At 37.7% G+C, this 12,964-nt stretch carries 11 protein-coding genes; 4 read left to right on the top strand and 7 right to left on the bottom strand.

The features are described from left to right. Positions 1-110: 110 nt before the first annotated feature. Complete coding sequence (locus tag GF867_RS00410) at positions 111-2,282, bottom strand: LPXTG cell wall anchor domain-containing protein (RefSeq protein WP_153831149.1); 2,172 nt, start codon at positions 2,280-2,282, stop codon at positions 111-113. Between the two features lie 273 nt (positions 2,283-2,555). Between GF867_RS00410 and GF867_RS00405 the strand changes: the two genes are divergently transcribed. The 4 genes from GF867_RS00405 to GF867_RS00390 all read left to right on the top strand — a co-directional run bounded on the left by GF867_RS00405 (position 2,556) and on the right by GF867_RS00390 (position 6,752). Further along, positions 2,556-4,184 carry an ABC-F family ATP-binding cassette domain-containing protein gene (locus GF867_RS00405; protein ID WP_153831148.1) on the top strand — a complete coding sequence of 543 codons (1,629 nt, stop codon included), beginning with the start codon at positions 2,556-2,558 and terminating at the stop codon, positions 4,182-4,184. A 68-nt stretch (positions 4,185-4,252) separates the two neighbouring features. Further along, complete coding sequence (guaC, locus tag GF867_RS00400) at positions 4,253-5,227, top strand: GMP reductase (RefSeq protein WP_311454272.1); 975 nt, start codon at positions 4,253-4,255, stop codon at positions 5,225-5,227. Positions 5,228-5,509: 282 nt separating this feature from the next. Continuing rightward, positions 5,510-6,229 (top strand): YebC/PmpR family DNA-binding transcriptional regulator, encoded by a 720-nt coding sequence (locus tag GF867_RS00395; RefSeq protein WP_153831147.1) that lies wholly within the window; start codon positions 5,510-5,512, stop codon positions 6,227-6,229. Between the two features lie 49 nt (positions 6,230-6,278). Then, a complete protein-coding gene (locus tag GF867_RS00390) occupies positions 6,279-6,752 on the top strand; it encodes a glutathione peroxidase (RefSeq protein WP_153831146.1) in 474 nt (157 codons plus the stop codon). Between the two features lie 517 nt (positions 6,753-7,269). Here the strand turns inward: GF867_RS00390 and GF867_RS00385 are convergent. The 6 genes from GF867_RS00385 to GF867_RS00360 all read right to left on the bottom strand — a co-directional run bounded on the left by GF867_RS00385 (position 7,270) and on the right by GF867_RS00360 (position 12,782). After that, positions 7,270-7,917, bottom strand: a complete 648-nt coding sequence (locus tag GF867_RS00385) for a CBS domain-containing protein (protein ID WP_153831145.1) — start codon at positions 7,915-7,917, stop codon at positions 7,270-7,272. Between the two features lie 3 nt (positions 7,918-7,920). Next, positions 7,921-8,589, bottom strand: a complete 669-nt coding sequence (locus GF867_RS00380) for an ABC transporter ATP-binding protein (RefSeq protein ID WP_153831449.1) — start codon at positions 8,587-8,589, stop codon at positions 7,921-7,923. A gap of 35 nt (positions 8,590-8,624) precedes the next feature. Then, positions 8,625-9,401 (bottom strand): ABC transporter ATP-binding protein, encoded by a 777-nt coding sequence (locus GF867_RS00375; RefSeq protein WP_153831144.1) that lies wholly within the window; start codon positions 9,399-9,401, stop codon positions 8,625-8,627. Beyond that, complete coding sequence (locus tag GF867_RS00370) at positions 9,398-10,366, bottom strand: branched-chain amino acid ABC transporter permease (RefSeq protein WP_153831143.1); 969 nt, start codon at positions 10,364-10,366, stop codon at positions 9,398-9,400. The genes GF867_RS00375 and GF867_RS00370 overlap by 4 nt, the downstream gene beginning before the upstream one ends. A gap of 9 nt (positions 10,367-10,375) precedes the next feature. After that, entirely contained in the window at positions 10,376-11,254 is an 879-nt protein-coding gene (locus GF867_RS00365) for a branched-chain amino acid ABC transporter permease (protein WP_153831142.1), read from the bottom strand. Positions 11,255-11,618: 364 nt separating this feature from the next. Beyond that, complete coding sequence (locus GF867_RS00360; protein WP_153831141.1) at positions 11,619-12,782, bottom strand: ABC transporter substrate-binding protein; 1,164 nt, start codon at positions 12,780-12,782, stop codon at positions 11,619-11,621. Between the last annotated feature and the right edge of the window lie 182 nt (positions 12,783-12,964).

The following is a 12,964-nucleotide window of genomic DNA, read 5'->3' as shown; positions in this document are numbered from 1 at the left end:
AACTGAGCGAAGTACAAAGTTTGTTAAAGCACCCAAACCCGTATCATCCCATATGCAAAAAAACTCGGGCAGCCATAGCCACCCGAGTTCAAATCTAATCTTGTATTCAATTAGTTGGCCTTACGTCCGCGGTAAATTAAGTAACCAGCAACACCAATTAATAATACTGCTACGCCACCAATCCACCATGCATTTGTTTCACCAGTGTTTGGTAATGTTTCTTGATTTTCTGATTCAACATCCGTTGATTTTGAAACTGAAACACTTGTACTTTCTGATTCAGAGCTTGTTTCTGAACTTTCATCTGTTGATGTCTCCGATTCAAAAACTTCTGGATATAGATCACGTAAGTATTGTTCAGCTGCTGAGTAATCTACTTCACCTTCTGCAGAGAAGTTCGCAAATAATAAGTGAACAAATTGCATTTGATCCACTTGTGCTTGTGTTAAAGCTGTATTACCCACTAAATCACTTTTTGCTTGAATAACTAAATCTCTGAACAAGTCTGGATATGTTTCTAGTGCGCGTTGGAATGGATACGTTATATCGTTACCACCCGTATCAATTGATTCACGACTCCAAGTTAAGAAATCACCTGAAGGAATTTGATTCGCAATATCCATCGTCATCGGTGTCGCACTTACACTACTTTCACGTAATAAATTCGCTACTGAATTTACTTGTTCATCAGTGAAGTTATCAGGATAGTAAGTAATCAACATGCGTCTGAATCCATTTACGTTGCCTTCTGTTAAATCTGTTACATCAAAGCCAAATGTATCTAAGACTGATTGTAATGTTTCATCACCTAAAGCAGCGACTTGTTCATTCGTTAAATCAGTTTGTGATACTAAAGCTTCTTTGAAACTATCTAATTCTGTTGCTTCATCTTCAGAATCTGATTCACTCTCTGCTTCGCTAGATTCATCATCAGTACTTACTTCATATTTGGCTTGCATGACAGCGGCTAACTCTTCCAAATCTTCCGCTCCGCCTGCTTGTAAATAAGAGTAGTATTCTTCCCATAATAGTGTAACATCTGGTACAGCAGCTAAGTCCTCTTCATTTAAGCCATATGACTCATTTAAAGCTGTACGGAAACGATTTGCTTCATCCGCAAATACTTCTGGGTAATCTTCTGTTGAACGATTGAATATGTATTCGACACCGTTGTCACTTGTATTGATCACTTTATCATAAGATAATAAAGCTGCATTTGGAATTTCAGCTGCTTGAGCTTGTAACATCGGTGTTTCAGCGACTGCTGCTGCACGAATTTTATCGGCAACACCTTGAATTTGCTCTTCAATAAATAAGTCTGGTCGTTCGCTCACTAACATATCTTGAATCGCTAAAGCTGATTCTGCGCTAAAGTTGTTAGCGACTGCTACTGGTAAGTAAGTGTTTAAGGTTGCTTCATCGAAATAAGTTAAACCAGGTTCAGTTAAGAATGAATATTCAACTAAAGAAGCTTTCATCTTGTCTAAATCTGATAGAATTACATCTTCAGATGATTCAATCACTTCTGTTGAGTCTTCTTCTGTAGATTCCTCTTCTGAGTTTTCTTCAACGGGTACTTCACTCGTTGCTTCCTCTGAAGACTCTTCTACCGTTTCTTCTGAAGTTTCTTCCTCCTCAGAACTGCTGTCTGTTTCTGTGCTGTCAGCTGTACTTTCTTCTGCAGCTTCTTGTGAGCTTTCCTCAGCACTTTCAGCTGCTTCAGCTTCACGTTGCTCACGACGTTCAATGTATTCTTTAACAGCCGTCTCAATTTCAGGTAAGATAGCGGCAACTGTTGCGTCAACATCTTCACCGTTAGCATTGAATTCCGCTTGATATAAAGCTAATGTTGTGCTTGGTAAAGCCATATTTAAATCAGAGAACGTATAGCTAGAAGCTGCGGCAATTGCTTCAGCCGCACGACGGTATGCATCGTACTGTTCACCGATTAATAAACTTAATTCAGGGTAATTCGCTGCAAGATCGTCATAAATTGCTTTATATAATTCATCACTATTGGCGCTTGTTTCTAAAGCATCGCTATAGTAAAGCAATAAATCTTCATCTTTAACATTTAATAATTGTTCCAAGTTAACTGGCTCTAAACCAGCTACCATATTTTTAATCTCAGTAACTAATGTTGCTTCGTCTGCTGTTAATTCTTGGGCATGTACAATCGCTGGTGTTGTGCCTAATGCATCTCCTAGCCAAATTGCATTCGTATTAACTGCTCCTAAAGCTAATGCACTCGCAGAGACGAGTAATAGTTTTTTCAATTTCATGTTACTTCCCCCTCTTAATTAATTCTTATTATACGTCATAATTGTGAAATTTATTTGACTTTCATGTGTCAAAACAAACAAATTTACATCCAAAATATTAACAGAAATCGCTTTTGTGTCATATTTTGTCAGGTTTGGTTGCTTGAGTCATTTTACTTGTCAGAATGTTCTAATTTTTCCTAAAAAGTCACTATTATTGTGGTAGTTATGCTATTATATTACATGTGTCAGAAGTGCTTGACACCTTCTATAAGCACTCAAGGAGGATAAATAATGTTAAACGTATCAAACGTAAGTTTACAGTTCCCGGACCGTAAGCTATTTGATGATGTAAATATAATGTTTTCACCAGGAAACTGTTATGGTGTAATTGGAGCAAATGGAGCTGGAAAGTCAACTTTCTTAAAAATCTTGTCTGGAGAAATTTCTCCATCAACAGGTAATGTCTCAATGGATCCAAACGAACGCTTAGCAGTCCTAAGTCAAAACCACTATGGCTTCGAAGACCACAGCGTTATCGAAACAGTCATGATGGGTCATAAAGAATTGTACGAAATCATGAAAGAAAAAGATGCCATCTATATGAAAGAAGATTTCACAGATGAAGATGGTATTCGTGCCGGCGAATTAGAGGGTCTTTTCGCTGAAATGGGCGGTTGGGAAGCTGAATCTGAAGCAAGTAACATGCTACAAGGTTTAGGTATTTCAACAGATATGCACTTTAGCTTAATGCGTGAATTAATTGAAGCAGATAAGATTAAAGTTTTACTTGCTCAAGCTTTATTCGGTAAACCCGATAACTTATTACTGGATGAGCCGACAAACGGTTTAGACTCACAAGCAATTAGTTGGTTAAGTGAATTTATTATTAACTTCCCTAACACAGTAATTGTTGTTTCCCATGACCGTCACTTCTTAAACAATGTTTGTACGCACATGGCAGACGTTGACTTTGGTAAGATTAAATTGTACACAGGTAACTATGACTTCTGGTTACAATCTAGTCAATTAGCAGCTAAATTAGCGGCTGATCAAAACGCGAAAAAAGAGGAAAAAATCAAAGAGTTACAAGACTTTATTGCTCGTTTCTCTGCTAACGCGTCTAAATCTAAACAAGCGACTTCTCGTAAGAAGACTTTAGATAAAATTACGTTGGATGATATTCAACCATCGTCACGTCGTTATCCATTCGTTGGCTTCTCACCAGAGCGTGAAATTGGGAATGACTTATTAAGTGTTAACGGCTTATCTAAAACAGTTGATGGCGTGAAAGTATTAGATAATATTACATTCACCCTAGACCGTGATGATAAAGTTGCCTTTACAAGTCGTAACGACATTGCGATTTCAACTTTCTTCGATATTATTACAGGTAAAATCGAGCCAGATAGTGGGTCTTTTGAATGGGGAGTAACGACTTCTCAAACTTACTTACCACGTAACTCAGGTGATGAGTTTGATGGTGTTGATTTAAATATCGTTGATTGGTTACGTCAATACGCTTCAAAAGAAGAAAGCGACAATACTTTCCTAAGAAGTTTCTTAGGTCGTATGCTTTTCTCTGGTGATGACGTGATGAAGAAAGTTAATGTACTTTCTGGGGGAGAAAAAGTTCGTTGTATCTTATCTAAAATGATGCTTTCTAAAGCGAACGTTTTAGTTCTAGACCAACCTACAAACCACTTAGACTTAGAGTCGATTACTGCTCTAAACGAAGGTTTAATCAAATTTAAAGGCGCTCTTCTAGTTGCTTCACATGACTACGAAGTCTTAAATACGACGGTTAACCGCGTGATTGAATTGACACCTAATGGTTCATTCGACCGCATCAATACAACTTATGAAGAATTCTTAGATAACAAAGATACACAAAATCGTATCGAAGAATTGTACAACGCTTAAGCTAAGTCATAAGTTTTATCACACAATGTAATTTAATACTAATAACCCCTATAAAAGGAGAATGTTCTGTGGAAGTTTTTGATTATGAAGATATCCAACTGATTCCAAATAAATGTATCGTGAGTAGCCGTTCTGAGTGTAATACACAAATTCAGTTTGGCCCTCGCACTTTTAGAATTCCTGTTGTACCTGCAAATATGCAAACTGTTATTAATGAAGAGTTAGCAATCTGGTTTGCAGAAAATGATTACTTCTATATCATGCACCGTTTCGACGAAGCTGCTCGCATACCATTTGTTAAAATGATGCACGAGCGTGGCCTATTTGCCTCGATTAGTGTAGGAATTAAAGACTACGAATATAACTTTGTTCGTCAGTTAGCTGAAGAAAATATAATTCCAGAATACATTACGATTGATGTTGCACATGGCCACTCAGAAGATGTTCTAGATATGGTACGTTTCATCAAAGAAATGATACCACAAACTTTCCTAATTGCAGGTAACGTTGGTACACCAGAAGGTGTACGTGAACTTGAAAACGCTGGAGCCGACGCAACGAAAGTTGGCGTAGGTCCTGGTCGTGTTTGTATTACTAAATTAAAAACTGGTTTCGGAACTGGTGGTTGGCAATTAGCTGCCATTCGTTCATGTGCTAAAGCAGCCCGCAAGCCAATTATCGCAGATGGCGGAATCCGTCATCATGGCGATATCGCTAAATCAATTCGTTTTGGTGCTTCGATGGTAATGATCGGCTCTTTATTAGCCGCTCATGAAGAAAGCCCTGGCCGTACACGTGTCATCGACGGACGCACATACAAAGAATACTTCGGTAGTGCTTCTGAGTACCAAAAAGGTGAACACAAAAACGTGGAAGGCAAGATCGAAATGATTGCTGCTCGCGGTAAACTTTCAGACACATTAATTGAAATGGAACAAGATTTACAATCTTCTATTTCATATGCAGGTGGGCGCGACTTAGAAGCCATCCGCAAAGTCGACTATGTTGTTGTACGTAACAGCATCTTCAACGGAGACCGTTAAATTTAACCAAATATAATTTTAGCACGTCAGATTAATCGATCGATTAGTCTGACGTGCTTTTTTGTTTAGTGAGCCTCTTTTTTTAAGCCAGCAGAAACGTATTCTTTTATTAAGTAAATTACTACAAGAAAATGATATTTTTCTTTTTAAACGTTCGTCTTTTTTTGAGATGGTGGCAACCTTTAGTCGCTTACTCCCTATCTCATTACATTCTAACTTAACAAATGCGCCCTTTCATGTATATAATAGACTTAAGACAGTTTAGAAAGAAGAGTGAACACAATGGGACGTAAATGGATGAACATTCGCGAAAAAAAAGCGAAAACCGATCAGAACACTTCAAGAATTTACGCTAAATTTGGAATTGAAATTTATGCTGCAGCGAAATCTGGCGACCCTGATCCCGAGTCAAACCAAAAACTAAAATTTGTTGTCGACCGTGCGAAAACTTATAATGTACCTCGCCACGTTATTGAAAAAGCGATTGATAAAGCCAAAGGTGGCGACGATGAAACTTTCCAAGAATTACGTTATGAAGGTTTTGGCCCTAATGGATCAATGATTATCGTAGATGCCTTAACAAATAACGTTAACCGTACAGCCGGTAATGTACGTGCTGCTTATGGTAAAAACGGTGGTAACATGGGCGTGAGTGGTTCAGTTAGTTATTTATTTGAATCAACAGCAGTATTTGTCTTCAATGGTGAAGATGCTGATGAAATCATGATGGGCTTACTTGAAGCTGAAGTTGATGTTCGTGAAGTGCTTCAAGAAGAGGAACAAATTATTGTTTATGGTGAACCAACTGAGTTCCATTCAATTAAAGAAGCATTAGAAAACATGGGAATCACAGAATTTGAAGTCGCTGAAATTGAAATGTTAGCACAAAATGAAGTAACATTAGCTGGAGACGACTTACGTTTATTCGAACGTTTAATCGATGCTTTAGAAGATGACGACGACGTTCAAAAAGTTTATCACAACGTAGACTTAGAAGACTAATCCAATCACGAAAAACAAATCCGCTTAGTTGCTGGTAGAAGGAGACGACATGACTTTACCCGATTTTACTCTAATTAGAAGTAATGGTGAACCCTATACATTTAATCAGTATAACGATCACGTTATATTGATAGTGAATACCGCAACAGAATGCGGCTTTGCCAAACAATTTGATGGCTTAGAAAATCTTTATCAAGAATTTAAAGATCAAAAATTTGTTGTCCTTGGTTTTCCAAGTAACCAATTCAATAAGCAAGAACCGGTCAGCAATGAAGATATGTTGGAAACATGCCGAGTTAACTTTGGTGTGACTTTCCCATTGAACGAAAAAATTAATGTCAATGGTCCTGATGCTTCACCACTCTTTCAATGGTTGAAGCAAGAAAAACGTGGCATTCTGAATTCTGAAATCAAATGGAATTTCACGAAGTTTTTAATTAATCGTGAGGGCGAGGTAGTCAAACGTTATCCACCGACTACAGAACCTAAATCAATTGTTAAAGACATCGAGAAATTACTCTAGACAATTTAACGCTTCTAAATCTGTAAATCGGATTTAGGAGCGTTTTTTAGTAGTTTAACATTGTTAATTTAATCGCCTGTGTTTTTCCGGTTTTCTCAAGGTGATGAAGCTTTAAAAGAGACACAACGTCTTGGAAAGGCCATAGTCTGAGTGAAGCTAAACAACACCGAATCATGTCTCAGTTTCAAAAAGTGGAGCATGATAGAGAGCGAATCGTGTTGCAATTTCAAATTCTCGAACACGATTCGAAAAAGAAAACCAAGGCAGTGTTGTGTCCAATGGTCCACGACGCTTATATTAAATCTACAGGGTGTTTAAATCGTGTCGGCCTGTAGGTCGACGCTACTTTTGCTCTTCGCTTCTATTGAAGTAATAAATAGAACGCCTATTTTCTTAACTGCGTATCTAGAAAAACAATAAGCTAAGCGAATTACAGAGCTTGGTAAATCAGCATAAAACTTATATCCCGTTATAAAAAAATCTCCAGTCTTCATGAGACCGGAGATTATATTTTGGCTTATTCGTTTGTTTTTTCGTGTACTGATTTAACTTCATAGCCGCGTGCTTTAATCGCCGCTTCTAATTCATCTGTTTCAGTTGTCGAAACATGTAAGACTAAGCGAATGTTGTTTTCGTGGTGATAAACAATCATATGGGTTAAGTTTACATCTGTTTCAACTAGAGCGTCGCCGACTTCTTCGATAACACCTTTACGGTCACCAATAAGTTCAACAACCAAGCTTGATCCTGGTGTATCGTATCCAGAAACGTCTACGAAAGCCTTGAAGATATCTTTATCGGTAATAATACCCACTAATTGGCTACCTTCAGTGACAACTAACACGCCAATGTTGTTTGCGCGCATAATTGAAGCCGCTTCTTCGACCATGTTATCAGGTCCAATTGTCATGACTTTTTTCACCATGATATCTTTAGCCGTGGTTTTCTCTAATAAGTAATTCACTTCATGAGCACTTAAACTTGTTGCACTTGATGGTGAGTTTTTAGAAATCACTTCTTTTGTAATTAATCCGACTAATTGACCATTTTCAAGGACAGGCAGACGATTGATATCATGTTGCTTTAATAAGTCGCTCGCCTTTACAACACTTGTCTCGGGTGTAATCGTAATTAAATTTGTTGACATATAATCTTTAATATACATTCACTAACCTCCTAAGTATGCTTTTTGAACATCATCACTTTCCAATAGTTCTGCTCCGGTACCTGATAAAACAATTTCACCGGTCTCCAGAACGTAACCGCGATTTGCAATCGTTAATGCCATTTTAGCATTTTGTTCGATTAAAAGCACTGTTGTTCCTTGTTTTTGAATATCAACAATGATATTAAAAATTTCCTTAATGAAAATTGGTGCCAGACCCATTGAGGGTTCGTCCAATAGTAACAACTTCGGTTTTGACATCAAAGCGCGTCCCATGGCTAACATTTGTTGCTCCCCACCAGATAAAGTTGCCGCATCTTGATTTTTTCTTTCTTCAAGAATTGGGAATCGTTGATAGACGGCTTTGGCATCTTCAAGAATACCTTCTTTATCATTTCGCAAGAAAGCACCTAATTCCAGGTTTTCCTTAACAGTTAAACCTTTAAATACGTGGCGCCCTTCTGGCACATGAGAAATTCCTGTTTCAACGATTTTCTTTGGAACCAACTTTAATAAATCGTGATCGCCGTAAGTGATTGAACCCTGTGATGGTTTAACCAAACCTGAAATTGTTCGAAGGATGGTTGATTTACCAGCACCATTGGCGCCGATTAAAGCAACGATTTCACCTGTATTTACTTCAAAGTTAACGGATTTTACGGCGTTAATCATTCCATAGTTTACTTTTAAATCTTCAACTTTAAGCACTAATCAACACCTCCTAAATAAGCACGAATAACGTCAGGGTTTTGCTTCACTTCTTCAGCAGTCCCTTGTGCAATTAAACGGCCATACTCCAATACATAAATTCTTTGACAAATTTGCATAACTAAAGACATATCATGTTCAATCAAAACGATTGTTAAATCGAACTGTTCACGGATTTGCGCAATTAAATCGGTTAATTCTGCCGTTTCTGCTGGGTTCATTCCGGCAGCTGGCTCATCTAAGAATAAAATCTTAGGTTGAGTTGCTAAGGCACGAACAATTTCCAAGCGACGTTGCTGACCGTATGATAGATTACGTGCTTTCTCATCCGCAATACCATCTAAATTAAAGATTTTCAGTAGCTCTAACGCTTTAGCACGCATCTCTGCGTTCGTTCTGTAATGAGCCGCTAAACGCAGAATACTTGAGAATACTGAGTTTCCTTGTTCGCGGTGCATCGCAACCATTACATTTTCGATAACTGTCTGATCTTTAAATAATCGAATATTCTGGAAAGTTCTGGCTAAACCTAATTCATTAATTTTATCAGGTTTAACATTGTTTAACTTCGTCATTCCATTATCAGTTAATAATTCGATAGTTCCCTCTGTTGGAACATAAACACCTGTTAATAGGTTAAAAAACGTTGTTTTACCGGCTCCGTTAGGTCCAATTAAACCTACTAGCTCATTCTCCTCTAAGTGGATAGAAACGTTTGAAACGGCTGCTAAACCACCGAAGTTTTTAGTTAAGTTTTTAACTTCTAACAAACTCATGAAACAGCCTCCTTATCTTTCCCTAGTGCTTTTGTTACAAGTGAACCTAAACGTAGTTCACGTGTACCTAATAAACCACCTGGTCTGAAGATCATAATCAATACTAAAGCAATCGCATAGATTACCATACGTAATTGACCATAATCTTGTAAGAACACATTTAAGAGTCCTAATAAAATGGCTGCAACAAATGAGCCTGTAAAACTACCAATACCACCGAATACAACGATGATTAGCACATCAATTGAACGCTCGAATGTATAATCGCCTGGTGTTACAATTCCTAAGAAAGTTGCTTGTAATGAACCGCCAATGCTGGCTGTAATCGCACCTAAAACAAAGGCTAGTACTTTATACAAAGTAACATTAACCCCCATTGACTCAGCTGCAATTTCATCTTGCTGAATCGCCATTGTCGCGCGACCGGCACTACTATAAACAAAGTTTAAGATAAAGATAGTTGTGATAACCATAAAGACGTATACGTTAATCCAATTTGATACTAAAGGAATACCGCTGATACCAGCAGGTCCATTCGTTAAATCACGCATGTTATTAATGATTACACGAACAATTTCAGCTACCCCTAGAGTAGCAATTGCCAAGTAATCACCTTTTAAACGCAGTGTTGGAATACCTACAAATAAAGCTAATATGATTGAAAGTCCTACACCAACAGCCATCCCTACATAAAGACCCGTTGTATTGCTTTCCATAGCTTTAGTGAATATAGCGGCTGAATAAGCACCAATCGCAATAAAACCTGCGTGTCCTAAAGAGAATTGGCCTGCTACACCTAAAACTAAGTTAAGTCCAACCGCATAAATAATGTTAATCATAATAGTGACAAGCGTTATCTGATAAAAACGATTGATAATACCAGCTTGTACTAACGCATATAAAGCTAGGAAGCCTAAAACAGCTGCAGCTAGCCACACCATGTTACGAATATGAAATCTATTCATTTTTGCCACCTACACTTTCTCTTTGACATTCTTGCCGAATAAACCAGATGGTTTAATCAATAGAATGACAATCAGTAAGGCATATACAGCCGCATCTTTGTACATTGAACCACCCATAAATGTAACGATTGTTTCAAGAAGACCAATTAGATATCCACCTATCATGGCTCCTGGGATACTTCCAACTCCACCAACTACGGCGGCCACAAAGGCCTTTAGACCTGGTGTTGTACCCATTGTTGCCGAAATAGAGTTGTAATAAACACCTACTAATACACCCGCAACACCTGCTAGGGCTGATCCAAGCGCGAATGTAAATGAGATGACACGATTGACATCAATCCCCATTAATTCAGCTGCCTCAGAGTCAACGGCTACAGCACGCATTGCTTTACCCATTTTTGTATGTTTAACAATCGCATTTAATACAATCATTAAGATAACGGTTGTAACGAATACAAACACTTGTTTCATATTAATGACTATTCCAAAGACTCTAAATGGCATAACCGGTATTGTTGATGGAAATGCTCTAACTTCAGGTCCTAAGAAGTAAATCATTACGTTCTGTAAGAAGTATGAAACCCCAATGGCTGTAATTAACGCAGCTACTCGTGTTGATTTACGTAAGGGCTTGTAGGCCACTTTCTCAATCACCACTCCTAAAATAGCACAGAATACTCCTGCTAAGAGCATTGCCAGAAAAACATTGACGTTTAAAACACTTACTAGAAAATAACCAAAAAATGCTCCTACCATATAAATGTCACCGTGAGCAAAATTTATTAAGCGAATCGTACCATATACCATTGTATAGCCGAGCGCGATCAGAGCATAAATACTTCCTAACGAAATCCCGTTAACAAGTTGTTGCATGAATAATTGCATAGTTAAAATCCTTTCCTACCATATTTTGCCTACTTTAAAAAAGTATATAACACACTTTCTAATAATTCAACCGTTATTTTAAATAAACTCTAATATTATCATTGTTATTTAAGAATAGCAAGTGGAATGAAAGCCTTTTTATAAAGTGTTTATGCTTGTTCTTAGTCTTTGCATTAAATTAAAATTAGATTAGAGAATACTCATTTAATTGCAGGTTCCCTGATACAATACGCAACGAATGCTGTGAAAGTTGCTCTCCCACAGCACTACTTTTGCTTTATAATTTGAACAATTTTTTTGAAACTGGATTACCACCTGTATATTAGTGAATAATTTTTTTTCATATTTTGCAATCTAGTTTTAATTATTCTGCTGATACTTCTTCAGCGGAAGCAATTTCACCGTTCTCTAATTTCAACATTAAAGCTGGTTTAATTGGATTATGATTATCATCAAATGAGAAAGTTCCTGTGATACCTTCAAAGTTTTCAATCTCTCCGATTGCTTGCGTAATGGCTTCTGTATCCGTAGAGCCTGCGATTTCAATCGCATCTAGCAATAAGTTCGCTGCATCGTAACCTAACGCTGCAAATGTATCGGGTTGTTTGCCAAATTTTGCTGAAAAATCGTCAATGAATTGTTGTGTCTTAGGATCGTCGTTCCCTTCGTAGAAATGCGTTGTAAAGTAAATATCTGATGCATTCTCTGCGCCTGCTAATTCAATTAATGTTTTACTATGATAACCGTCTCCCCCAATAATCGGTTGAGTAATGCCTAATTCACGTGCTTGTTTAATGATTAGACCCGTTTCTGTATAGTAACCAGGAATATATAAGATATCAAAGTCTTGTCCTAATAAAGATGTCAAAATCGCAGAGAAATCTGTATCGCCTGATGTATAAGATTCTGTTTTAATAATACTACCACCATTGGCTTCAAATCTTTCCGTAAAGCTATCTGCTAAACCTAATGAGTAATCAAGTGCTTGGTCGGTAATGATAATCGCTGAGGATGCTTCAAGGGTTTCTGTCGCATATTGACCAGCTGCTAACCCTTGGAACGAGTCTTCAAAACATACTCTAAATAGATACTCAAGTACGTTGCCACTTTCATCCAGTGTTAAGCCATCGCCTGTGGAAGCACCTAAAATAGTTGGCATTTTGCCTTCAGAAATGATTGGAATCGCTGCTTTAGCTACCCCTGTAGCCGTTGGTCCAATAATCCCTACAACATCTTGAGAGATCAATTTAGTTGCTACAGACGCTGCTTCAGTTAAATCCGATTGGTTATCTGTGATGAATAATTCAAGTTGTTGACCATCTAATAAGCCACCGGCTTCATTACGTTGTTCTACTGCTAGTTGTAAAGCCTCAGCAATCGGTGTTCCGTAAGCTGCTGCCGCGCCTGATAATTCTAAGTTACCTCCGATTTTAATGGTATCTTGTGCGTGTGCCATCGTTCCTGTCAATAAGTTAGTCGCTAGTAATAAACCTGCAAAAAGTGTTTGTGTTAATTTAATCATTTTCATTTTTAATTCCTCCTAGAATATTGTTGAGTATTGTGTCAAAGTTTTTGTTTAAATGTAGAGTGCTTATGCAACAAAAAAGACCTAACTAGATTATGAAAATCTAGTCAGGTCTTCCTTCAAAAACGTCGATTTATCCACACTGTTGTCGCCAACAATGACCGGTGGCCACCTTTGATAAAGAA

This window comes from Fundicoccus ignavus (assembly GCF_009659375.1).
GTDB classification, from domain to species: domain Bacteria; phylum Bacillota; class Bacilli; order Lactobacillales; family Aerococcaceae; genus Fundicoccus; species Fundicoccus ignavus.
Note: the sequence above shows the minus strand (reverse complement) of the source record. Positions and strands in the feature narration are given on the sequence as shown.

What these genes read in the sequence shown, in the direction of transcription:
- GF867_RS00390 (WP_153831146.1), top strand. Translation starts at nt 6,279, where the DNA reads ATGACTTTACCCGATTTTACTCTAATTAGAAGTAATGGTGAACCCTAT.
- GF867_RS00385 (WP_153831145.1), bottom strand. Translation starts at nt 7,917, where the DNA reads ATGTATATTAAAGATTATATGTCAACAAATTTAATTACGATTACACCC.
- GF867_RS00380 (WP_153831449.1), bottom strand. Translation starts at nt 8,589, where the DNA reads ATGATTAACGCCGTAAAATCCGTTAACTTTGAAGTAAATACAGGTGAA.
- GF867_RS00395 (WP_153831147.1), top strand. Translation starts at nt 5,510, where the DNA reads ATGGGACGTAAATGGATGAACATTCGCGAAAAAAAAGCGAAAACCGAT.
- GF867_RS00410 (WP_153831149.1), bottom strand. Translation starts at nt 2,282, where the DNA reads ATGAAATTGAAAAAACTATTACTCGTCTCTGCGAGTGCATTAGCTTTA.
- GF867_RS00360 (WP_153831141.1), bottom strand. Translation starts at nt 12,782, where the DNA reads ATGAAAATGATTAAATTAACACAAACACTTTTTGCAGGTTTATTACTA.
- GF867_RS00405 (WP_153831148.1), top strand. Translation starts at nt 2,556, where the DNA reads ATGTTAAACGTATCAAACGTAAGTTTACAGTTCCCGGACCGTAAGCTA.
- GF867_RS00370 (WP_153831143.1), bottom strand. Translation starts at nt 10,366, where the DNA reads ATGAATAGATTTCATATTCGTAACATGGTGTGGCTAGCTGCAGCTGTT.
- GF867_RS00375 (WP_153831144.1), bottom strand. Translation starts at nt 9,401, where the DNA reads ATGAGTTTGTTAGAAGTTAAAAACTTAACTAAAAACTTCGGTGGTTTA.
- GF867_RS00365 (WP_153831142.1), bottom strand. Translation starts at nt 11,254, where the DNA reads ATGCAATTATTCATGCAACAACTTGTTAACGGGATTTCGTTAGGAAGT.